Source organism: Nonomuraea sp. NPDC052129 (assembly GCF_040680095.1).
In the GTDB taxonomy this organism is placed as follows: domain Bacteria; phylum Actinomycetota; class Actinomycetes; order Streptosporangiales; family Streptosporangiaceae; genus Nonomuraea.
Window position 1 is genome coordinate 175396 of the sequence record NZ_JBFAVX010000009.1, and the last position, 22170, is coordinate 197565.

At 70.0% G+C, this 22170-nt stretch carries 22 protein-coding genes; 10 read left to right on the forward strand and 12 right to left on the reverse strand.

All coding sequences use genetic code 11. The features are described from left to right. Positions 1 to 639: 639 nt before the first annotated feature. Positions 640 to 1236: a nucleotidyltransferase gene (locus AB0L53_RS22145; RefSeq protein WP_357950686.1), complete on the reverse strand. Its 597-nt coding sequence runs from the start codon at positions 1234 to 1236 to the stop codon at positions 640 to 642. Positions 1237 to 1322: 86 nt separating this feature from the next. On the opposite strand from AB0L53_RS22145, the gene AB0L53_RS22150 reads away from it, so the two are divergent. From AB0L53_RS22150 to AB0L53_RS22160, 3 genes are all read left to right on the forward strand, one after another. Then, complete coding sequence (locus tag AB0L53_RS22150; protein ID WP_363996690.1) at positions 1323 to 1808, forward strand: DUF1360 domain-containing protein; 486 nt, start codon at positions 1323 to 1325, stop codon at positions 1806 to 1808. Positions 1809 to 1909: 101 nt separating this feature from the next. Continuing rightward, entirely contained in the window at positions 1910 to 2059 is a 150-nt protein-coding gene (locus AB0L53_RS22155; RefSeq protein ID WP_165959640.1) for a GPGG-motif small membrane protein, read from the forward strand. Positions 2060 to 2195: 136 nt separating this feature from the next. After that, positions 2196 to 3980: a SpoIIE family protein phosphatase gene (locus AB0L53_RS22160; protein WP_363996693.1), complete on the forward strand. Its 1785-nt coding sequence runs from the start codon at positions 2196 to 2198 to the stop codon at positions 3978 to 3980. A gap of 12 nt (positions 3981 to 3992) precedes the next feature. Here the strand turns inward: AB0L53_RS22160 and AB0L53_RS22165 are convergent, their stop codons facing one another. From AB0L53_RS22165 to AB0L53_RS22175, 3 genes are read right to left on the reverse strand one after another with little or no spacing between them, the layout of a single operon-like run. Further along, positions 3993 to 4718 carry a metallophosphoesterase gene (locus AB0L53_RS22165; RefSeq protein ID WP_357950678.1) on the reverse strand — a complete coding sequence of 242 codons (726 nt, stop codon included), beginning with the start codon at positions 4716 to 4718 and terminating at the stop codon, positions 3993 to 3995. After that, complete coding sequence (locus AB0L53_RS22170; protein ID WP_214637041.1) at positions 4711 to 4959, reverse strand: BON domain-containing protein; 249 nt, start codon at positions 4957 to 4959, stop codon at positions 4711 to 4713. The genes AB0L53_RS22165 and AB0L53_RS22170 overlap by 8 nt, the downstream gene beginning before the upstream one ends. A 47-nt stretch (positions 4960 to 5006) precedes the next feature. Next, entirely contained in the window at positions 5007 to 5999 is a 993-nt protein-coding gene (locus tag AB0L53_RS22175; protein WP_363996698.1) for a DNA topoisomerase IB, read from the reverse strand. A 55-nt stretch (positions 6000 to 6054) separates the two neighbouring features. Here AB0L53_RS22175 and AB0L53_RS22180 point away from each other — a divergent pair, with 55 nt between their 5' ends. Genes AB0L53_RS22180 through AB0L53_RS22190 form a run of 3 tightly spaced genes read left to right on the forward strand, consistent with a single transcriptional unit; the run spans position 6055 to position 9256 of the window. Further along, positions 6055 to 6312: a hypothetical protein gene (locus tag AB0L53_RS22180; protein ID WP_358539943.1), complete on the forward strand. Its 258-nt coding sequence runs from the start codon at positions 6055 to 6057 to the stop codon at positions 6310 to 6312. A gap of 5 nt (positions 6313 to 6317) precedes the next feature. After that, positions 6318 to 7382, forward strand: a complete 1065-nt coding sequence (locus tag AB0L53_RS22185; protein WP_363996703.1) for an SDR family oxidoreductase — start codon at positions 6318 to 6320, stop codon at positions 7380 to 7382. A 47-nt stretch (positions 7383 to 7429) separates the two neighbouring features. Further along, a complete protein-coding gene (locus AB0L53_RS22190; RefSeq protein WP_363996706.1) occupies positions 7430 to 9256 on the forward strand; it encodes a transketolase in 1827 nt (608 codons plus the stop codon). Between the two features lie 55 nt (positions 9257 to 9311). Here the strand turns inward: AB0L53_RS22190 and AB0L53_RS22195 are convergent, their stop codons facing one another. Next, positions 9312 to 9593 (reverse strand): hypothetical protein, encoded by a 282-nt coding sequence (locus tag AB0L53_RS22195; protein ID WP_357643900.1) that lies wholly within the window; start codon positions 9591 to 9593, stop codon positions 9312 to 9314. Between the two features lie 110 nt (positions 9594 to 9703). Between AB0L53_RS22195 and AB0L53_RS22200 the strand changes: the two genes are divergently transcribed. The 3 genes from AB0L53_RS22200 to AB0L53_RS22210 all read left to right on the forward strand — a co-directional run bounded on the left by AB0L53_RS22200 (position 9704) and on the right by AB0L53_RS22210 (position 13616). Continuing rightward, entirely contained in the window at positions 9704 to 10258 is a 555-nt protein-coding gene (locus AB0L53_RS22200) for a GNAT family protein (protein ID WP_363996709.1), read from the forward strand. Between the two features lie 92 nt (positions 10259 to 10350). Beyond that, entirely contained in the window at positions 10351 to 12174 is a 1824-nt protein-coding gene (locus AB0L53_RS22205) for a protein kinase (RefSeq protein ID WP_363996712.1), read from the forward strand. A 497-nt stretch (positions 12175 to 12671) separates the two neighbouring features. Continuing rightward, on the forward strand, positions 12672 to 13616 hold the full coding sequence (locus AB0L53_RS22210) for a sugar kinase (protein WP_363996715.1): 945 nt from the start codon (positions 12672 to 12674) through the stop codon (positions 13614 to 13616). Here the strand turns inward: AB0L53_RS22210 and AB0L53_RS22215 are convergent, their stop codons facing one another. The 7 genes from AB0L53_RS22215 to AB0L53_RS22245 form a co-directional block, all read right to left on the reverse strand. Continuing rightward, positions 13617 to 14114, reverse strand: a complete 498-nt coding sequence (locus AB0L53_RS22215; RefSeq protein ID WP_363996718.1) for a DUF4232 domain-containing protein — start codon at positions 14112 to 14114, stop codon at positions 13617 to 13619. Continuing rightward, on the reverse strand, positions 14111 to 14797 hold the full coding sequence (locus AB0L53_RS22220) for a hemerythrin domain-containing protein (protein ID WP_363996721.1): 687 nt from the start codon (positions 14795 to 14797) through the stop codon (positions 14111 to 14113). The genes AB0L53_RS22215 and AB0L53_RS22220 overlap by 4 nt, the downstream gene beginning before the upstream one ends. A 71-nt stretch (positions 14798 to 14868) precedes the next feature. After that, positions 14869 to 15774, reverse strand: coding sequence for a dihydrodipicolinate synthase family protein (locus tag AB0L53_RS22225; RefSeq protein ID WP_363996724.1), 906 nt, complete (start codon positions 15772 to 15774; stop codon positions 14869 to 14871). Further along, a complete protein-coding gene (locus AB0L53_RS22230; RefSeq protein ID WP_363996727.1) occupies positions 15771 to 16760 on the reverse strand; it encodes an ABC transporter ATP-binding protein in 990 nt (329 codons plus the stop codon). Before AB0L53_RS22230 ends, AB0L53_RS22225 begins: the two co-directional genes overlap by 4 nt. Then, positions 16753 to 18687, reverse strand: a complete 1935-nt coding sequence (locus AB0L53_RS22235) for a dipeptide/oligopeptide/nickel ABC transporter permease/ATP-binding protein (RefSeq protein WP_358539916.1) — start codon at positions 18685 to 18687, stop codon at positions 16753 to 16755. The genes AB0L53_RS22230 and AB0L53_RS22235 overlap by 8 nt, the downstream gene beginning before the upstream one ends. Beyond that, positions 18687 to 19646: an ABC transporter permease gene (locus AB0L53_RS22240; RefSeq protein WP_363996731.1), complete on the reverse strand. Its 960-nt coding sequence runs from the start codon at positions 19644 to 19646 to the stop codon at positions 18687 to 18689. Before AB0L53_RS22240 ends, AB0L53_RS22235 begins: the two co-directional genes overlap by 1 nt. A 4-nt stretch (positions 19647 to 19650) precedes the next feature. After that, positions 19651 to 21258 (reverse strand): ABC transporter substrate-binding protein, encoded by a 1608-nt coding sequence (locus AB0L53_RS22245; RefSeq protein ID WP_363996734.1) that lies wholly within the window; start codon positions 21256 to 21258, stop codon positions 19651 to 19653. Between the two features lie 190 nt (positions 21259 to 21448). Here AB0L53_RS22245 and AB0L53_RS22250 point away from each other — a divergent pair, with 190 nt between their 5' ends. Then, complete coding sequence (locus tag AB0L53_RS22250; protein ID WP_363996737.1) at positions 21449 to 22159, forward strand: FCD domain-containing protein; 711 nt, start codon at positions 21449 to 21451, stop codon at positions 22157 to 22159. Positions 22160 to 22170 lie beyond the last annotated feature (11 nt).

Below are 22170 nucleotides of genomic sequence, written 5' to 3' on the forward strand. Positions count from 1 at the left end.
GACAACCTCGCCGGTCGCCTCCACACTCGCGCCATAGGCGGTGCAGGTCGCGGTCGAGGTGAGCGCACTCACGAGCCGCCCCCGCTGCCAGAGGGCATCGACGCCAGGCGGCATCGATGCGTGTCCCGCACAACCGGCATCCCTGCCACCCCCACCCACACGATGTGTAACGGCAACGCTACCAAGAGTTTGCCGCGCGGGATAGAACGTATGAGCGATACCCATCCACCGGACACCATCGCCCCCTCAGCCCACCGCGAGCCCACACCCCAGCCGCGCCAGACCACACCGCAACAACCACTCGCCGGCCACGCCTCCGACCCTGCGGGCACACCTCCACGAACAGCGAGGGAAACGAGATCGAGACCGGCCCGAAGACACCCCCGCCGACCACGCCGAAAACGATCCACAGCGCCCGCCGGCCAAGAACACGAACGTGACCGCCACATGCCTATCCCCACCAACCAAAGCCAGGCACACCCCCAGACGCCTGACCGCCATCAACCTCAACAAAGCCACTACCAGGTCCTAGCAGAACCTCAAGTTTCCATAGCGAATGCGAAGGACCGTTCGTACCCTGACGTCTATAACCGCGGCCAGAGTCTGGACCTCGTGGGTTAGCAGCGACGGACGGGAAAATCACGGCCAGTGCGGGTCACCGTTCGCCTTCACCGGTGCTTCCAGTACGGCCAGGCGTTCGAGCAGCGTGATGAACGTCGTGGCGTACGGCGATCCGGCGACCACGGCGGCCGCCCGGGGCCAGTCGACCTGCTCGCGCAGGGCCCGCACCTGGGGCAGCAGCGCCCCGTAGTCGCAGGCGTGCTCCGACAGCGGCAACAGCCACGAGATCACCAGGTCGGTCGCCTCCAGCACGGGCACGATGACCGCCGACGCCGTCATCGGCTCGGCCCGGTCGAGGAGCTCGTCCGTGATCGCCTGGTCGGACACCCGGAAGATCAGATCGACCAGCCGGTCCTCGTCGAATGCCTTGACCAGCCAGTCCTCGGGCGGTTTGGCGGTCTTGAAGCCGATCCCCCGCAGAGCCTCCAACGCGGCCGGCACGTCATGCTCGGTCAGCACGAAATCGACGTCGTGCAGCGAAGGAGCCGCGCCCCTGGCATAGGCCGCACAGCCGCCGGCCAGGGCGAACTTCACCCCCGCGTCCTTCAATCCGGAACTCGCGCGCTTGAGTGTGTCGAGGATGGCATCAGTGACCGCATGACTATGGCTGCCCATGGGATCGGGCTACCCGGACGATCGACAAGTAGGCGTTACCCCGCGCGGCGGAGTAGGGCCGGAGGCCGAGGGTAGCGCCTGCCCCTATGACCGACTTCCTGGAGCAGACAGAACGGGACTACGAAGGCGAGCACGACCGGCCACTCGGCACGTACGCACGGATCATGGCCGTCTACGGCGGCGCGGTGGCGACGGCGGTGGCGGCCGCCGCGCTCACCGGGCGGCGGCCGCCCGAGCGCGTCGGGTTCATGGACGTGGCGCTGATGGCCGCCTGCACGCACAAGGTGGCGCGGCTGATCGCCAAGGATCCGGTGACCAGCCCGATACGGGCGCCCTTCACCCGCTACGAGGGCGTGAGCGGGCCCGCCGAGCTAGCGGAGACGCCCCGCAACACGATCGGCGAACTGCTCGGCTGCCCGTTCTGCATCGCCCAGTGGGCGGCGACGGTGTACGCGGCCGGGATGGTCTTCGCGCCCCGGTTCACCCGGCTGGCGGGTGCGACGATGACCGCAGTGGCCGTCGCCGACTGGCTCCAGTTGGGCTACGCCAAGCTCATCAAGGCGACCGATTAACGAGCCCCTTCGCAGGCCAAGAAAATGGCTTATACACCTTTCTACCTGGTGGTTCGGAGAAAAGCATGTTAAAGGCCGATGGCTGAGGGCAGAGGCGGCTCATGGCTACTTTGCTCTGGATCATCGCCGTCATACTCGTCATCTCCGGGATCTATGTGATCCTGGCCCGGCGCGACCTTCTCTGGGGAATCGTGCTCATCGTACTCGGCTTCCTGGTGGGTCCCGGCGGTGTCAGCATCTTCAATGTGTAAGGGGCGCGACGCCCCGTCACACCGCCCCCTCCGCTGGGCCGGTCTTCGAGTCCGGCCCAGCGGACTGTCCACTCTTTGCTGAAATATCGCAACGTATGCACCTCTTTCCCGCCCTCTGCTAGGGAATGGGAAGGATGTGAGCAATTACCCGCCGTTCGGCGGCCGCTACGACTGTGGCGCGGCGGCCGCCGGGATTCGCGAGCTGCTGACGCGGCTGCGTCGCCGGATGCGTAACGAGGCGATCGTCGACGAGGCCACCGCCCGGCTGGCGATACGGCTGAACGTCAGGCCCGCGGAAGCGGCCGACGAGCTGTCACGGATGGCGCACGACAGTGGGATCTCGCTCGTCGAGGTCGCCATGGGGGTCGATCGGCCGCCCGACAAACCCGTCGAGCCACCGAAGCTGCCCGGCTGGGTCACCGGAGTCCTCGAAAGCGTGCACGTCCCGGCGTGTTTCCTCACCCCCGTGCGCGACGCCACGGGCCGCGTCGTGGACTTCCTGATCGCGGCCGCCAACCAGCAGGCCGGCGAGCCGGCCGGTCGGACGCCCGAGGAACTGCGCGGGCGCCGCCTCATCGAGACCAGCCCCGGCGCGGCCAACTCGGGGCTGTTCGACGATCTCCTGCACGTCCTGGAGACCGGTGAGACGCTGCACCGGGGGCCGCTGGAGTTCGTCGAGGCGCGGGACCACCTGCTCTGGCCGGCCACGATGACCGTCCGCGCGGTGCGCATGGACAACGGGCTGCTGGTCACCTGGCGCGCGCTCGACGATGAGGAAGTGCTGGTCGCCGGCTGGGAGCGGGCGCAGCGGCTGGCCGAGCTCGGCTGGGGCGAATGGAACCTGGCCACCGAGCGGACGCTCTGGACACCGCAGATGTACGAGATGTTCGGCAGGGAACACGGCGAGGGCCCGATGCCCCTGGAGGAACTGCCCCTCGTGGTGGTGCCCGAGGACCTGTCCATCGTGGACGACCAGTTGCGCACCCTCCTGGAGCACAGCGAGGCGGTCGAGACGGAGTTCCGCATCCAGCACCGGCACGGGCTGCGGCACCTCAGCGTGGTCAGCGAGCCGGTGCTCGACACCGACGGGCTGCCCATCAAGGTCCGCTTCCTCGTCCAGGACGTGACCAAGAACCGCCGCAGGGAGCGGGCCCTGGCCGTGGCCCACGCGCAGGCCTCCCGGCAGCGGGAGCGGGCCGAGGAGGAGCACCGCGTCACCGTCCAGCTCCAGAACACGATCCTGCCGGTACGCCGGGGGCTGATGCAGCTGCCCGGCCTGTCCATCGGAGTGCGCTACCTGCCCGGCGAGGAGCTGTCCCGGCTGGGCGGCGACTGGTTCAAGGCCCGTCCCATCCCCGACGGCAGGGTGCTGCTGGCGATCGGCGACGCGATGGGCCACGGTCTGGCGGCGGCGAGCCTCATGCTGCAGATGCGCTCGGCGCTGGCCGGCCTGGCCTACACGCACGCCCCCGCCAACCAGCTCACTACCTGGTTGAACGACCTGCTCGTCCACTCCAACGAGGGTGTGACCGTCACCGGCACCGCGATCATCGGCCACTTCGATCCCATGGACCGCACGCTGACCTGGACGAACGCCGGCCATCCGCCGCCGGTCCTGGTCAGGAACGGCCACGCCGAGCTGCTCGAAGGCGTGCCCGGCACCATGCTGGGCGCCTTCGAGGCCGCCCAGTACGGCCTGGCCACCACACAACTGGAAGCCGACGACACCCTGGTGCTCTACACCGACGGCGTCATCGAACGGCGCAGCCAGGACCTCGACGCCGGGATCGCCGCCCTCGCCCAGGCCGGAAGCCAGTGCGTCGGCGACGACCCGGAGAAGATGATCGACTGCGTGCTGTCGCACCTGGGCGGCCGGGCCTCGGACGACGACGTCTGCATCGTCGCCGCCCGCATCCTGTGATCAGTCGATCGGTCAGTCGCAGTCGTCGAGGCAGTAGACCCCGTACGCCCTGCCGAGCACCGGCAGGGCCACGTTGCGGACCCTGATCCCGCCCGGCGTCATGCCCTTCTCGGTGCCCTTGTGCGCGTGCCCGTGCACGAAAAGGTCCGCCCCGGCGGTGTCGACCGCCTCGGCCAGCAGATAGCTACCGAGAAATGGGTAGATCTCGGGCGGCTCGCCCTCCAGCGTCTCCTTGATCGGCGAGTAGTGCGACAGCACCAGGCGATGATCGGCCTGAACCTCCTTCAGCGCCACCTTCCACGCCTCGGCGATGTGCCGGGTGTGCGCCACGAAGTTCTTGATCTCCCGCTCGCCGAACTCGCTCGCGCTCTTGCCCGCGAACCCGCCGCCGAAGCCCTTGCCGCCGACCACGCCCAGCTTCGTCTCGCCACACTGGAGCACGGCGCCGTCGTCGTCGAGCACTGTCACCCCGGCGTCGCGGAGCTCCGAAGCGATCTCGTACTGCTGGTCGGAGTGGTAGTCGTGGTTGCCGAGCACGGCGACGACGGTGACGGGCAGGTCGCGGAACTCGTCGGCGACCACCCGGCCCTCCGCCAGCGTGCCGTGGCGGGTAAGGTCGCCCGCCAGCATCAGCACGTCGGCGCGCTCCTCGATGCCCTCCAGATGTTTCCGGTAGTGGCCCCGGCTGTCCTCGCCCAGGTGAACATCCCCCACGGCCGCTATACGCAGGTCAGTCAAGGTGCTCATCCTCTCCGGGCTCGGTGATGTCGACGATTCTGATCTCGTTGTGCAGGTGGAGAGCCGGCGCCGTCTCGTGGGCCACCGCCCCGAGCCGTTCGCGCTGTTCGGCGCCGTCCACCTGGCCGCGCAGGAACAGCTGATCGCCTCTGATGTCGACCCGGATGCCGAGCTCGTGCGTGCGCGCATCCTCGGCCAGCGCCCGCTGGACCCTGGCCGCGACGTACTGCGGAGCTTCCATCGCAACTTCCTCCTTCTCCAGACGCCGCATGCCCAGCGGGAAACGGCTCAAACGGCGCGTACCAGGCCGATGACCGCCCGTTCCACCGGCCCACGCGTGGCCAGCTGGCCGAAGCCGGCGTCGGCGCCGAGCTCGGTCAGCGCTCCCGCGATCGTCTTGCCCCGGTCGTACGCCTTGATCACCCGCGGGTCGACGTAGGACTCGCGAGCGACCGTGGGGGTGTTGCCGAGATACTCGGCCACCTCCTTCATCACCCGCGTGACCGCCCGTTTGCCGGTCCCGGCGTGGATGGAGACCGCCAGCCCCACGGCGGCCAGCACGGTCGCGTGCCAGGTGCGGAAGTCCTTCGCGGTCACCTCGTACCCGATCGTCTCGCGCAGGTAGTCGTTGATGTCCTCGCTGCGTACGTCGGCCCAGCCGCCGTTGTGCCGGTAACGCAGCAGCTCGCCCTCGGCCCTGAGCCTCTTGAGCGATCTGATCACCGCGCACGCCCCCGGGTCGGCCACCTCGATCTCGCGGGAGATGTCGCCCTTGGCGGGGTACGAGCAGGTGATCACACCCTTGCCGCAGGACACGTGCTCCATCTTGAGCGTCGCCAGGCCGTAGGAGTCATAGCTCTCGCCGCCGACCCGGAAGAAGCCCACGTCGAGCAGCCGCGCGGCGGCGGCGAGCACCCGCTGCCTGGTCAGCCCGCGCCCGGAGAGCTGCTTCTCGACGCTCTCACGGAAGGCCGGCAGTCGCTCGGCCAGCTCCAGCACCCGGTCGAACTTCTCCCGGTCCTGCTGCTCGCGCCAGTCGTCGTGGTAGCGGTACTGCCTGCGCCCGGCGGCGTCGGTACCGACCGCCTGGAGGTGCCCGTCCGGCGAGGCGCAGATCCACACGTCGGTCCACGCCGGCGGGATGGCCAGCGCCCTGATCCGGCTCAGCGTCCCGGCGTCGCGCACCGCGCCGCCGCCGGGCCGGTGGTAGCTGAACCCGCGACCGCGCCGGCGGCGCGCGATCCCCGGCTCGTTCTGGTCGCTCGGCCGTAGTTCAGGCACTCCAGCGCGGCTACCCGCGACGTTAAGCGGCAAACGGCGGGGGCAGGTGGGCCATATGCCTGAGAACAACGGTTGGGAAGAGAGCCGGGATGAGCGATCCCACGCGATGGTCCCCGCGACACCGCGCGATGTGGCGCACATCAGGGTGGGCTCCTTCATCTTGATGTTCCTGTTCGCGTTCGCCGTGCTCGGCGTCATCGCCAGGGCCCCGGTGATGACGGGCATCGCGGTCGTGGCGGCGATCGCCACGGTCATTGACATGGTGCTGGCCGTCCGGCGGCAGCACCGCGGTAGATCAGGAGAGGCGGGTTGACCTTCATGGCGCCACAGAGTGCCGAGAATCTGACCACCAAGACGGAAATTACCGACGACCTGCGTGGCCGCGTGGTCGTGGTGACGGGCGCGAGCGGCGGCGTGGGCCGCGCGGTGGTGCGCGAACTCGGGGCGAAGGGCGCCAAGGTGGCACTGATCGCCCGCGGGACGACCGGCCTGGGCGCCGCCGCCGTGGACGTCGCCGTCGCGGGCGGGAGCGGGCAGGTCTATGAGGCGGACGTGGCCGAGTACGACCAGGTACGTCAGGCGGCCGAGCGCATCGAGGCGGAGATCGGCCCGATCGACGTGTGGATCAACGTGGCGTTCTCCTCGGTGTTCGCCAGGTTCTCCGACGTCTCCCCGGAGGAGTTCGAGCGGACGACCAGGGTCACCTACCTCGGCTACGTCTGGGGCACGCGGGTGGCGCTTGAGCTGATGCGGCCCCGCAACAGGGGCGTCATCGTCCAGACCGGCTCGGCCCTGTCGTATCGGGGGATCCCGCTGCAGTCGGCGTACTGCGGGGCCAAGCACGCGATCAAGGGCTTCACCGAGTCGGTACGGGTCGAGCTCATGGCGGCCCGCAGCAACGTCAAGATCACTATGGTGCAGCTGCCGGCGGTCAACACGCCCCAGTTCGACTGGGTGCTCAGCAAGCTGCGCCGCCACCCGCAGCCGGTGCCGCCGATCTACCAGCCCGAGGTCGCGGCCCACGGCATCGTGTACGCCGCCGAGCACCCGGAGCGCAAGGAGTACTGGGTCGGCGCCACGACCGCGGCCACCCTGGTCGCGCAGCGGATCGCGCCCGCCCTGGTGGACCGCTACCTGGCGCGGACCGGCGTGGACTCCCAAGTGACGGACGAGAAGCCGCCCAGCGGCGCGGCCAACCTCTGGGAGCCCGTGGACGACGACCGCGACTACGGCGCGCACGGCAGCTTCGACAAGCGCTCGCACGCCCGCAGCCCGCAGCTCTGGCTGTCGCAGCACCGGCGCGCGGTGCTCCTCACCCTGGTCGCCGCCGCGACGGCGACCGGCCTCGCGGTCCTCGGCCGGGGCGGCAGACCTGGGCGTTAAGCAAGCCCGATGGGGTAGGCGGCGGGGCAACCACGAGGAGGGACCTGATGCCTGATCGCGATCTGCATTTCCTGTCCGAACTCGCCGCGCAGTTGCGTGTGGATTCCGTACGCAGCTCGGCCGCCGCCGGCTCCGGCCATCCGACGTCGTCGATGTCGGCCGCCGACCTGATGGCGGTGCTGTTCGCCTGCCACTTGCGCTACGACTTCCAGAATCCCGGCAACCCCGCCAACGACCATCTCATCTTCTCCAAGGGCCACGCCTCGCCGCTGCTCTACTCGCTGTACAAGGCCGTGGGCGCGATCACCGACGAGGAGCTGCTGTCGTTCAGGAAGCGCGGCAGCCGTATGGAGGGCCATCCGACGCCCAAGCTGCCCTGGGTGGACGTCGCCACCGGCTCGCTCGGGCAGGGGTTGCCCATCGGGGTGGGGGTGGCGACGGCCGGGCGGCTGGAGCGCCTGCCGTACCAGGTGTGGGTGCTCTGCGGTGACAGCGAGCTGGCCGAGGGGTCCATTTGGGAGGCCGCCGAGCAGGCGGGTGCCGAGGGGCTGGCGAACCTGACGTTGCTCGTGGACATCAACCGGCTTGGCCAGCGCGGCCCGACCCGGCATGGCTGGGACACCGGCGCGTACGCTCGCAGGTTCGGGGCGTTCGGCTGGCACACGATCGAGATCGACGGGCACGACCCAGGACAGATCGACTTCGCGCTGAACGACGCCTGCAACACCCGCCGGCGGCCGACCGTGATCCTCGCCAAGACGCGCAAGGGCGAGGGCGTCCTGGAGGTGGAGAACCGTGAGGGCGCCCACGGCAAGGCGCTCAAGGACCCGGACAAGGCCATCGGCGAGCTGGGCGGCGTGCGGGACGTGCGAGTCGAGGTGCGGCCGCCGGAGCCCAACGGCGAGCCGTTCCGCTTCCACAACGGGGAGCTGGCGCTGCCCGCGTACAAGACCGGCGACGAGGTCGCCACCAGGGACGGGTTCGGCGCGGCGCTGGTCGCGCTGGGCGCGGCCCGTGGCGAGGTGGTCGTCGTCGACGGCGAGGTGGCCGACTCGACCAGGACCGAGGACTTCGCCAAGGAGTTCCCCGAGCGCTTCATCGAGTGCTACATCGCCGAGCAGCAGCTGGTCGCGATGGCGATCGGCCTGCAGGTGCGCGGCTGGATCCCCTACGCCGCCACCTTCGCGGCCTTCCTGACCAGGGCGTACGACTTCATCAGGATGGCCGGGGTGAGCCACGCGTCGATCAGGCTGGTCGGCTCGCACTCCGGCGTGTCGATCGGCGAGGACGGCCCGTCGCAGATGGGGCTGGAGGACCTGGCCATGATGCGCGCGGTGTACGGCAGCACGGTGCTCTACCCGTGCGACGCCAACCAGGCCGCCGCGCTGACGGCCGCGATGGCCGACATCTCAGGGGTGTCGTACCTGCGTACCACCCGTGGCGACCTGCCGGTGATCTACGAGCCGGGCGAGCGCTTCCCCGTGGGCGGCTCGTCCGTGCTGCGGCAGTCGGCGGCGGATCGGGCCACGATCGTGGCGGCTGGGGTGACCGTGCACGAGGCTCTCGCGGCGGCCGACGAGCTGAGCCGCGAGGGGATCCCCGTGGGCGTGCTCGACATGTACTCGATCAAGCCGATCGACACGGCCGCGCTGATGGAGGCGGCCACCACCACCGGCACCCTCATCACGGTGGAGGACCACCGGCCGGAGGGCGGGCTGGGTGACGCCGTGCAGGACGCCGTCGGCGAGCTCGGGCCGCGCGTGGTGAAACTGGCGGTACGGGAGTTGCCCGGGTCGGCGACGCCGCAGGAGCAGCTGGCAGACGCCCGCATAGACCGCCACGCGATAGCCGAGGCGGTCAAGCGGGTGCTGTGAGAGGGGTTGGGAAGGTCAGCCGGCCCGCCGGCTGACCTTCTTACGGCTGGCGGATCTACAAGGGGGGCTCGTCATAGCGGCGACGTTCCTCGTAGACGGTGGTCCGGCGAGCCTCGGGCTCCTCGTAGACGTCGTGACGGACTACCGGCTCGTCGATGGGGGCCACGGCCCTGCGGGTCACGCTGATCCGGTAGATCCCGAACAGCAGGCCGGCCACACCACCGAGCATGAGGATGACGCCGACCACGTTGATGTCGATACCGGCAAGATCGAATTCGACGGCCCAGGTGAGAATCGCACCCAGCATGATGAGGATGATGCTTCCGGCGATGGTCATGTTTTTACCTCCTTGACAAGATGAACCTCTATCCCCATGTCGAAAAACAAACCAGCGGTCATGGCCGGGTCGGGTTTGCCCCTGCTGAGCAGGCTTGATAGTGAGGGGGGATGTTCGCTGACAAGCCCACCCTGCAGGGCGATCGAGTGACCCTGCGCCCGGTCGGCCCCGAGTACGCCGACGATCTGTTCGAGCTGGTCACCGACCCCGAGGTGCGGCGACTGACCGGCTCGCACGGCGAGTTCGACCGGGAGGCCAGCCGCCACTGGTACGCGACGAGGAGCCAGCACGCCGACCGCCTCGACCTGGCGATCCTCGCGGAAGGCGGCTTCGTGGGCGAGATCGTGCTCAACGAGCTCGACGCGGGCAACCTCTCCTGCAGCATGCGGATCGCGCTGATCGGCGCTCGCGCGTTCGGCAAGGGCTACGGCACGGAGGCCATCGACCTGCTGCTCGGCCATGCCTTCACGACGACTCCGCTGCACCGGATCGGCCTGGAGGTCTTCGCCTTCAACGACCGCGCCAGGCACGTCTACAAGAAGGTGGGATTCGTCGAGGAGGGCGTGCAACGTGACGCGCTGCTCTGGGACGGCGAGTGGCATGATGCCATCACCATGTCGGTGCTGCGGACCGAATGGCGGCCAAGATCGGAAAGCCTGACATAATGATCATGACGCACGGGTCCTCCGGGGCGCGCGGGGGACCTGTGACGTCTTGCAACCAAATCACGATTTCGTGCATCTAAGCAGCAGTGACGATGCGCTTGGTGCCCGGTGACCCCGAGAGACTTGGCGGCTACTGGCTGGCCGGGCGGCTTGGCGCGGGCGGGCGCGGGGTGGTCTACGACGCCTACAACGACGAAGGCCGCCGGTTCGCGATCAAGGTGCCTCGGGGCGAGGTCACCAGGCAGCTCGCCGAGGCCGTCGGCCTGATCAAGCCGCGCCATCTGGCCCGGGTGGTCGGCGTCGGGCTCGACAGCGAGAGCCCCTACATCGTCAGCGAGTTCGCCAACGGGCCCGATCTGCGGCAGGCGGTGGCCGTCCACGGGCCGTACGCGGGTGACGAGCTGCTCGCGCTCGCGCTGGCCTTGGCGACCGCGCTCAGGACGCTGCACGAGGCGGGCATCACCCACCGCGACCTGAAACCCGAGAACGTGCTGCTGGCCCCCGACGGCCCGCGAGTGATCGACTACGGCATGGCGGCCGGCGATCCGGTCGGCAGGCGGCACACCTACCTGGCGCCCGAGGTGCTCACCGGTCAGCGGGCCGGGACGGCGGCCGACGTGTTCGCCTGGGGCGCGGTCGTGCTCTACGCGGCCACCGGCCGCGACCCGTTCCAGGGCGAGAGCCTCGGCGCGATCATGCACCGGCTGCTGACCGTCGACCCGGACCTCGGCGAGCTGCCGCCGCGGCTGCGCGACCTGGTGGGGCGCGCCCTGGCGAAGAATCCGGCCGACCGGCCCTCCGCCGTGGAGCTGCCGGCGCGCGGCCCGGCCGAGCTGCGCCCGCCCGGCGGGCTGACCGGCCCGCGCTCGCTCGGCGAGGTGGCCGAGGAGGTGTACACCTCACTCTCCCCGGCGCAGCAGGGCGAGCTGCCCGGCCTCCTGCTGCGCCTGCTCGACGGCGAGGAGGTCAAGGACGACGGCGACGAGGGGGGTGTGCTGACCCGCCTGGTCGCCGCCGGCCTGCTGGTACGGCTCAGCGTCCGGGTCGAGCCCGTCACGACCGAGGTGGGCAAGCTGGTGGCGATCAGCGACGACCGGGTGGCCCCGGCCAGCGCCGCGCTCTTCCGCGCCTGGCCCCGGCTGCGCGGCTGGGCGGCGCACGACGCGGCGACCCGCCGCTCAGGCGACGCGCCGACCCGGCGGACGAACGGCCCGGCGGCCCGGCGGGCGGCCTCCACTCGCGAAGACGGCGCGCCCCGGACCAGCCCCATCTTGAGGCCGGGCCCCATCTCGACGCCGGACCTCACCTCGATGGCCGACCTCACCTCGATGTACGTCGTCCACCGCGCCATGCTGACCGACCTGCGGCGGCTCGCCGAGCTGCTGACCGGCCCCACCGAGCTCGGCGGGGCCAAGGACAGGGCGGTGCGCGGCTACACGGCCTCGCTGCTGACCCAGGTCGACCACCACCACGCCAACGAGCGCGAACTGCTGTGGCCGGCCATCCAGCGCGCCGCGGGCCAGTTTGTCGATCTGACCCCCTACAGCGTCGGCCACCAGGCGTTCGGCCCCTTGCTGGACCGCTGCCGGGCCGCGCTGAGCGGCGACCCGGGCGCGCTCGGCCGGGAGCTGGGCGAGTTGCTGGAGCCACTCGAGGAGCACCTCGCCGAGGAAGAGTCCGAGCTGTTCCCGATCGTCTCCCGGTTCGTGCCGTTCGACGCCTATGTACGGGTGGAGCGGCAGGTCACCAGGCGGGCCACACTCCGCGAACTGGCCTTCACCACTCCGTGGCTGCTCCGCCACGCCACGCCCGAGGAGGCCGCGCGCCTGCTCAACAGGGCGGGCCGGCCGCTGCGGCTGCTGGCGGCCGCCACCAGACCGGGCTACACCCGGCGCGAACGTCAGATCTTCGGTTAGCCCGGGCGCCGGGCTAACCAAGCGCTTGGCTGGCCCGGCACTTCACCGGCGCCAGCGTGATGCCGCTCCTGGTCGGCGGGTAGCGTCTTCGGTTCCCTGTGTTTACCTAGGCAAAGCGGACATCGGCGTAGTCTCGTCGCACCCGGCCGGGGCCGGGCAGTGATCCGGTGGAAGCCGAAGCCGCGTCCGTCCGGCAAGCCGGGCGGACCGTGGTTTGAGAACCGCGTTGTCGGGGCCTGACTGCGCGCTCCTGGAGGAAGTGCGCCTCTTGGGACACCGCCCCGCCGGACGCTTTCCCGTTGATGCGGACACCAACGGGGGGCGGGGACCGAGCGCCAGTCAGGCACCCGGCTGTGACAGAAAATTACCGCACGATTACCATCCGTCGCAACCGATCGAGCCAGAGAAATCCAACAACAGTGACGGGTAGCCTGTGGGGCGGCCGAACGTCCCCACGACGGCACCGCGCATCTTCGAATAGCTGGGAGCTCGACTCGATGACCGATCTGGTGACCTTCGGTGAGACCATGGCGCTGTTCGCGGCCCGGCGCACCGGTCCGCTGCGCTTCGCCCGCGACTTCGATCTGGGTGTCGGCGGCGCCGAGTCGAACGTGGCCATCGGTGTCAGCCGCCTGGGTCACAGCGCCACCTGGATCAGCCGGGTCGGGGCCGACGAGTTCGGCGAGCTGATCCGCTTCACGCTCCAGGGCGAGGGCGTCGACGTCCGGACCGTCACGGATCCGGGGGCGCCCACCGGCCTGATGATCAAGGGCCGGCGGACGGCCGACCTCGTTGACGTCCGCTACTACCGCGCGAGGAGCGCCGCCTCCCGGATCACGCCCGAAGACGTCGACCCCGCGCTCGTCCAGGCCGCCCGGGTGCTGCACGTCTCCGCGATCACCCCGGCTCTGTCGGCGTCGGCCCGCGAGACCGTACAGCGGTCGATCGCCGTGGCCCGCGCCGCCGGGGTGTTCGTGTCGCTGGACATCAACTACCGCCGGGCGCTGTGGACGCCCGAGGAGGCCGGCGCCTGGCTGCGCGAGACGATCGGCGACGTGGACGTGCTGTTCGCGACCGAGGCGGAGGGCCGGCTGGTCACCGACGTCGAAGGGGGCGCCGACCTGGCCAAGGCGCTCAGCTCGCTCGGTCCCGGCCACGTGCTGGTGAAGTCGGGCGCCAAGGGGGCCCTGGAGTTCTCGGGCGGCTCCGTACGGCGGGCTCAGCCGTACCAGGTGACGGAGGTGGACCCGGTCGGCGCCGGGGATGCGTTCGCGGCCGGGTGGCTGGCCGACTGGCTGGCCGGCGCGGACGCCGACCAGCGGCTGCGCACGGCGTGCGCGGCGGGGGCCTTCGCGGTGACCTCGCAGGGCGACTGGGAGAGCCTGCCCAGCCGGGCCGACCTGAACCTGCTCCAGCGGCCCGCCGACGGGGTCAGCCGCTAGTCACTTGATCGCGGTGACGTCGAGCCGTCCCTGGTCGCACACGCGGTCGGCGCCGAATGAGATGGCCGTGTACGTCCGATCGTCCGGCGCGATGACCAGCAGCCGGTTCGCGCCGGGGCACTTCGTCTCGGTTCCGCTCTCCACGACGGTCCAGTGGAGGACGGCGCGCGCGCTGCCGCCTGGCCTGAGCGTCACCTTCGGGTGCGCTCCCGGCGTCCGGCGGACGCGGGTACGCAGGGCGTCACCCTGCTCGTCGAGCATCACCAGACCGGGATAGCCGCGCAGGGTGCACGTGGCGCGCGACCGGTTGGTGAACACCAGCGGCGCGTTGCGGTTGCCCGCTCCGGCGTCCACCCGGCCCAGTCGCACCTGGAGCTGGGTCGTGGAGCAGCGCTGCGGGGCCGCGGCCAGCTGCCCGGTCTCCTGCGCCAGCGCGGGCGCGGCACCGCCGGCCAGCAGCAGCCCGCCCACAAGTGCGGCGATCCTGAACGTCTTCATGTGCTTTTTGACGCGTGCACCACACCAAAAGTTCTAAGCCGGACTTTCTGGCATTCGCGCCGGTATTGCCGCTGGCCGATCAGTCTCCACAGGACACGGGCGGCCATCGGCATCAGGCGGAGAAAGGCCTCGCGTTCCCAAGGCGTGGCGTCCTCCAGCAGCGCGCCCAGGTTGACCAGCAGCCGGTCCTTGGGCAGCTGGGCGCGGGCGTACTCCGAGAGCGTGTCCCATTCGGCCTTGGTCAGGTGCGCGGCGACGAGCGGCAGGATGCGCTCCTCCTCCTGATCGAGGTGGACCAGCAGCTCGTCGTGGAGCAGCGTCAGCGTGTCGGCCAGCCGGTCCCTCCGGTCGGCGTCGGCCTCGGCCCGCCAGGCGGGCAGCAGCTCCTCCAGCACGGAGATGTGGCCGGCGACGCGCTCGTGCTGCTCCTCCATCGTGCGGATGAGGGCGCCCTCCAGCCGTACGCGGCGCAGGAGCACCGGCCAGAGCAGCTTGTCCTCGGCCTCGTGGTGGTGGTGCAGACCCGCCAGGATCTCGCCCAGGTACGCGGCCAGCGTGGCGGCCCGCTCGGTGTCGCCGGGGGCCACCTGCCGGATCAGCTCGGGGGCCAGCCTGAACTCACGGCGGAACACGCGGTGGACGACCACCATCTCCCAGATGGCAGGGGCGTTGTCAGTAGTCACCAGGACAGGATGCGGGACGCCGATTGTCATGCGATTGTCCGCTGATGCAAGCCCTTGCACCTGCCCTGCTGCTACAGCAGACCCGCGGCCACCAGGTGCTTGCCGATGTGGCCGGTCTCCTCGTCGTTCAGCGGGACCTGCGGCAGCGCGGTGGCCGGGTGGTCGATGACGCCGCGCAGGTGCAGCGCCGCCTTGAAGGCGCCGAGCCCCGACGAGCTGCCGCCCATCCGGCTGCCGCCGACCGTGACGATCTCGAACAGCCGTACCAGCCGCTCCTGCTCCAGCCTGGCCGCCTCCCAGTCGCCCCGCCGGGCCGCCTGGTAGAGCCGGACGTACCCGTGGGGATCGACATTGCCCAAGCCGGGCACCACCCCGTCGGCGCCCATCCACAGGGCGGAGTCCACCGTCACCTCGGAGCCGGTCAGCACGCTGAACGGCGCCTCGCGGCCCAGGATCACCTGCCGCAGACCGCCGTCGTCCCCGCTCGAATCCTTGACCCCGGCCAGCACCCCTTCGGCGGCCAGTCCCAGCAGCAGCTCGGCGGTCAGCTTGGTGTGCACGGCGACCGGCAGGTCATAGGCGTAGACCGGCAAGCCGCTCTCGGCGCTGATGGTCCGGAAATGGGTGCGGATCTCAGTGGGATGGGTGCGCGTGTAGAACGGCGCCGTGGCTACCAGTCCCGACACCCCGGCCTCGACGGCGACACGCACGTGTTCGAGCACCCGTGGTGTCGTCATGTCGATCACCCCCGCCAGCACCGGCACCCGTCCGCCCACATGACCGACCACGGTGTCGAGCACCACCCGGCGCTGGGCGTCGGGCAGGTAGGCCACCTCCGACGACGACCCGAGCACGAACAGCCCGTCCACCCCGCCGTCGAGCAGGTGGTCCACCAGCCGGATCAGCGACGCGGCGTCCACCTGGCCGCCGGCGGTCATCGGGGTGCACACCGGGGGGATCACACCGGTCAATGTCATGGGCGCTCCTGGATCAGTTCGAGGTCGGTGGCTCCCGCCGCCACCGGGTGGTAGCAGTGGAAGAGGTGGTCGGCGTCGCTGCGCGCCGCGGGCCAGGCCGCGCCGCACTCCTCGTCCGCCCGCCAGCATCGGGTGCGGAACGGGCAGCCGCTCGGCGGCCTGGTGGCCGAAGGCACGGCGCCGACCAGCGGGATCGGGTTGATCGGGGAGATCAGTCCCGGCGTGGCGGAGAACAGCGCCCGCGTGTAGGGGTGCCGGGCGTTCAGGGGTACGGCGTGCGCGGGGGTCTGCTCGACGATCCTGCCCAGGTACATGGTCACCACCCGGTCGCTCATCCGCCGGACCGTCTGGATGTCATGCGAGACGAACACCAGCGCCAGCCCGAGCCGCTCCTTCAGATCGAGCAGCAGGTTGAGTATCTGCGCCCGTACCGAGACGTCAAGGGCACTGGTCGGCTCGTCGGCGATGAGCAGGTCGGGTTCGAGGGCCAGCGCCCTGGCGATGGCCACGCGCTGCCGCTGCCCGCCGGACAGCTGGCCGGGCAGCAGGTCGGCCGCGCCGGCGGGCAGGCCGACGAGGTCGAGCAGCTCGCGGACCCGGGCGTCCCGCTCGGCCGGGGTGCCGTGCCCGTGCACGTTGAGCGGGTCGCGGAGCACCTTGCTGACGGGCAGCCGCCGGTTGAGCGCCGTGGACGGGTCCTGAAATATCATCCCGACGCTGGATCCGATCAGCCCCCGCCGCTCCGCCTCCTTGAGCGCCCACAGGTCCTTGCCCCGGAAGGTCACGGTGCCCGAGGTCGGCCGTTGCAGGCCCACCAGCACCTTGGCCAGCGTGGACTTGCCACAGCCCGACTCCCCCACGACGCCGACCGTCTCGCCGGGGCTGACCGAGAGGTTCGCCTCGGTCAGCGCGTAGACGCGGTCCCGCGAGAACACCCCGCCCGAGCGGGCCTTGTGCACGACGTGCACGTCCTTCAGCTCAAGCATGCTGATCACTCCCCACGAGGACGACAGCGGGATGGTGACACGCCACGGCGTGCCGCTGGGTGTCCCCTTCCAGCGCCGGAGTGTCGGTACGGCACACGTCCGTGGCCATCGGGCACCGGTCGGCGAAGCGGCAGCCGGCCGGGAAGTCCGCCGCCGCGGGCACCACGCCGGGGATCTGCGTCAGCCGCTCGGCCCCCGACTCCAGCGACAGCACCGAGCCGAGCAGCCCGCGCGCGTAGTGGTGGGCGGGCGCACCGACCAGCGTCGCCGTGGCGCCGGTCTCCACGATCTGCCCGCCGTACATGACCACGACGCGGTCGGTGACGTCGGCGATCAGCGCGAGGTCGTGCGAGACGAGGATCAGCGCGAACCCCAGCTCCGCGCGCAGTTCCAGCAGCAGCTCGATGACCTGCGCCTGGACGGTCACGTCGAGCGCGGTGGTGGGCTCGTCGGCGACGATCAGCTTGGGCTCGCGCGACAGCGCCATCGCGATCAGCACCCGCTGCCGCTGCCCGCCGGACAGCTCGTGCGGGTAGGAGGACAGGGTACGGCGGGCGTCCAGGCCGACCAGTTCGAGCAGTTCGGCCGGTGTCCGGCGGCCACCACGGCGGGTGACCTGCTTGAGCTGGGCCTTGATGGTCATGGCCGGGTTCAGCGAGGAGAGAGCGTCCTGGTAGATCATCGCCATCTCGTGACCGAGCAGGCGGCGGCGGGCGCGGCGCGGCAGCGACAGGAGCTCTTGCTGGTCGAAGCGTACGTGGCCGCTGACGCGGGCGTCGCGAGGCTGCAGGCCCATGATGGTCAGCGCGGTCAGCGACTTGCCGCAGCCGGACTCGCCGACCAGTCCGAGCACCTCGCCCGGACGTACCTCGAAGGCGATGCCGTCGACGATGTCCACGCCCTCGGCGAAGCCGATCCGCAGCCGCTCCACCGCGAGGATCGGCGGGCCCGAGGGCAGGGGGCGGGCCCGTTCGGCCAGTCTGCGGGCGGCCTCGGCCAGTCCCGGCAGTTCGACGACCTCGCCGGAGCCCGGCCGGGCCGCCTCGAACGCGTCGTCCTTCTTGATGGCGGCCTTGCGGGTGGCCGGCGCGGCCCAGGCGTCGGAGATGCCCTCGGAGAGGATGTTCAGGGCCAGCACGGTGATCAGGATGAGCAGACCGGGGAAGACCGTGGCCCACCAGCCGCCGAGGAGCACCATGTTCTTGCCGTCGGCGATGACGCTGCCCCACGACGGGTTCGGCGGGCGTACTCCGGCGCCGATGAACGACAGCGACGCCTCGAACACGATCACGTCGGCCACCATCACCGTGCAGAACACCAGCACCGGCGCCGCGCAGTTGATGGCGATGTGCCGGATCAGGATGTGCGGGGTGCGGGCGCCGATGATCCGCTCGGCCGCGACGTAGTCCTCGCCGTACTGGGCGATCACGTTGGCCCGCACGACGCGCGCCACCGAGGGCATGTAGAGGAAGGCCATCGCCATCACCAGCACCGGGATGCTGCCGCCGAACACCGCCACCAGCACCGCGGCCAGCGCGATGCCGGGGAAGGCCATGATCACGTCGAGGAGGCGCATGATCGTCTCGTCGACGGCCCGGCGGGAGGTGGCCGCGGCGGCGCCGATGACGGCCCCCACGACCAGGGCCAGGACGGTCGCGCCGAGGCCGATGAGCAACGACCAGCGCGCGCCGTAAAGGAGCCTGGACAGGATGTCGCGGTTGGCGCTGTCGAGTCCCATCCAGTGACTCGCGGACGGGCCGCCGCCGGCGATCTCCTGGAAGTACGGCGAGTGCGGCGCGATCACCGGCGCGAGCAGCGCGGCCAGCACGATCACGGCGACGACGCCCACGGCGATCCACGACAGCGGCCGTAGCCGTCTGAGGTTGACGCCCGGCTTGGCGAGGCGTTCGGTCAGTCCACGTCTCATCAGGTGGCGCTCCTGAGCCTGGGGTTGACCAGCAGGTACAGGACGTCGACCAGCAGGTTGACGACCATGAAGCCGACCGCGACGGTAAGCACGACGCCCTGCACGACCGCGGGGTCGCCGTCGCGCACCGCGTTGATCATGAGCTGGCCCATGCCCGGCAGACCGTAGATCTGCTCGATGACCACCGCGCCGCCGATCAGGTAGCCGATGCGCAGGCCGAGCACGGTCAGCGGGTTGATCAGCGCGTTGCGCAGCACGTTGCGGCCCACCACCACGATCGGCGGCAGCCCGCTGCCGATCGCGGTGCGTACGTAGTCGCGGTCGAGCTCCTCCACCATCGAGGTGCGGATGATCCTGGTGAGCTGGGCCGCGACCGGCAGCGACAGCGACAGCGCGGGCAGCGTCATCGAGCGCAGCCAGCCACTCGTCGAGTCGGCGGGGTTGATGTAGCCGCCGGTCGGGAACAGCCCCTCCCCCACCGCGAGCCACTGGATCATCAGCAGCGCCAGCCAGAAGGCCGGGGCCGCCACCCCGACCAGGGACACGATGCGGATCACCTGGTCGGGCCAGCGGTCACGGAACAACGCCCCGGTGACGCCGAAGATCAACGCCAGCACGACCGCGACGAACAGGCCGAGAAGCGTGAGCTGGAGCGTCAGCGGCAGCGCGGTCGTGACCGATTCGAGCACCGGCTTCTTGGTGAGCACGCTGGTGCCCAGGTCGCCGCGGACCAGGTCGCCGACGAAGCGCAGGTAGCGCAGCGGCAGCGGGTCGAGCAGGCCGTTCTCGACCTGGAACTGGTGGATCTGCTCGGGGGTCGGGTTCGCGCCCTGGAAGTAGGCGTACTCCGGCTTGCTGTTGGAGAAGCGCATCACGATGAACACGAACGCGGCGACCCCGAGCACCAGCGGGACCAGGACGAGGATCCGCCGGAGGAGCATTCTGACGATGAAGGCCATGGGCTCAGGTGCGCTTGGCCTGGAGGACGTTGATGCCCGGGTATGCCTGCGCGCGGATCCCGGTCAGCTTCTTCGGGTCCCAGGCGGTCATCAGCTCGGTGTGGACGACGGGGTAGAGGACCGCCTGCTCGGCGATGAGATCCAGATATTTCTGGACCTTCGCGGTCTTGGCCGCCTTGTCGGGCTCTTTGGTGGCCTCGTCCATCTGCGTGAACAGGGTCTTGGCGTCCTTGCTGTCGCCCCAGTGGCTGTACTTCATCCACAGGCCGCCGGCCACGAAGTTGTAGCGCATGATCAGGTCGGCGTCCATGCCGAACTGGTTGGGGTTCGAGGCCGCCGCGACCACCTGGTAGTCCTGGAACTGGTCCATCTTGGCGAACAGCGCGGCCGTGTCCTGCGGCTCCAGCGTCGTCTTGACGCCGATCGCCTCCCAGGAAGCGGCGATGGTCGGCAGGCAGTCGGCGATCCAGCTCACGTTGACGGCCATCAGGTTGACCGTCAGGTTGGTCACGCCCGCCTCTTTGAGCAGCGCCTTGGCCTTCTCCTGGTCGTAGTCGTAGACGACCGAGGCCCGCTTGTGGTCGGGGTGGCCCTCGTTGAGGAAGGAGCTGGAGGCGGTGCCGTGCCCCTTGAGGGCCACGTCGATCAGCTTCTTCTTGTCGATGGCGTAGTGCAGCGCCTGGCGTACGCGGACGTCGTCGAACGGCTTGGTCCCGGTGTTGAACATCAGGAACATGTGGTTCATCCCCGCGCCGCCCTCGACGCTCAGCCCCTGCTGCTTGAGCTGCTCGACGTTGGCGTACGGAATGTTGTCGGCGATCTGCGCCTCGGCCGAGCCGCCGGAGATCTTCGCGACGCGGGCCGCCGCGTCCACGATCGTCAGCCAGTTCATCTTCTTGACGGTCGCCGGGCGCGGCCCGTTGTAGTCGGCGAACGCCTCGAAGGTGGTGTTGCTCTTGGGGTTGTGCGCGGTCTGCTTGTACGGCCCCGAGCCGACGGCCTTGCCGGTCTTGGCCTGGTCCCAGGCGCCCGGCTGGCTGAAGACGTGCTTGGGCATGATCTTGGCGATGGTCAGCCTGGGCGCCGCGTCGGGGAAGGCGAACTTGAAGACCAGCTCGACGTTCTTGTCGTCGATCTTCTTCACTTCCTGGAGCCAGGACTTGAAGAAGTTGCCGGTCAGCACGTTGGCTTCTGGGTCGAGGATGCGCTGGAAGGTGAAGACCACGTCATCGGCGGTCACCGGCTGGCCGTCGTGCCACTTCGCGCCGTCGCGGAGGGTGAACTTCCACGAGGTGGCGTTCAGGTCCGTCGGCAGCGCGGTCGCCAGGGCCGGGAACGGCTCGCGGGTGATCGGGTCGGTGTCGAGCAGGCCCTCGTAGACGTGCTGGATGCCGGCCATCGCGAAGGCCGAGGCCGTCTGCGTCGGATCCCAGCTCTGGTCGTTGCCATAGCCGATGACGGCGGTGATCAGGTCCTTGTTGGATCCGGCGCCGACCGAACCGGTCGAGGCCGGGCCACCCGAGCAGGCGGAGAGGGTGGTGGCGATGAACGCCGCCGCACCCGTGGCCCCGCTGTAGCGCAGGAAATCACGGCGGCTGAACTCAGAGCTCACGGATGCCTCCTGGGGGTTGGTGCAGATCCTGCGATCCGCATTAGGCCGCTTCATTACGGTCCTAATGTAGAACGTGGGACATCCCATGTCCTATGTTGTGCGTAGGGTGGACGCTATGGGCCGGACCCGGTTGAGGTCAACAGGAGATTTCCGGAATGTTACCTAAGCGCTTACGACGAAGGGATTTTTCATGACCACTGTCCCGCGCCCGCGGCCCAGCCGTGCCGTCGAGGCCCAGGAGGGCGTCAAAGAGCTCATCCTCCGGCGCGGGCTCGTGGCGGGTGATCCCCTGCCCACCGAAACCGAGCTCATGGAAGAGCTCCAGGTCAGCCGCAACTCGGTCCGGGAGGCGCTCAAGGCGCTCCAGGCCGTCGGGATCGTCGACATCCGCCACGGCTTCGGCATGTTCGTGGGCCGGATGTCGCTGGCCGGGCTGGTCGACGAGCTGGCCTTCCACAGCCGCATCACCCTCCAGGACGGCAAGAGTCACCTCACCCACCTCACCGAGATCCGCGAGATCCTGGAGGCCGGCCTGGTCCAGCGGCTCATCGACCTGGGCCCCGAGGCCGACCTGACACCGGTGGCCGACGTGATGGCCCGCATGGAGAGCGAGGCGCTGGTCGGAGACGTGTCACCGGAGACGGACCGGCTCTTCCACGACCTGCTCTACCGCCCGCTCGGCAACCCGCTGGTCAGCCAGCTGCTCGGGGCGTTCTGGGACGTCTACCACCAGCTGCGTGATCAGCTCGGCACGCCCGACGAGCCCCCGGCCGACGTGGCCAAGCGGCACCGCGACATCTACACGGCCGTGCAGTCCGGTGACAAGACCGCGGCGGTGGCGGCGGTCTTCGCCCACTTCGACGGCGTCCGCAACCGGTTGGCCCGCCTGCACACCCGCTGACGGGGTCTACC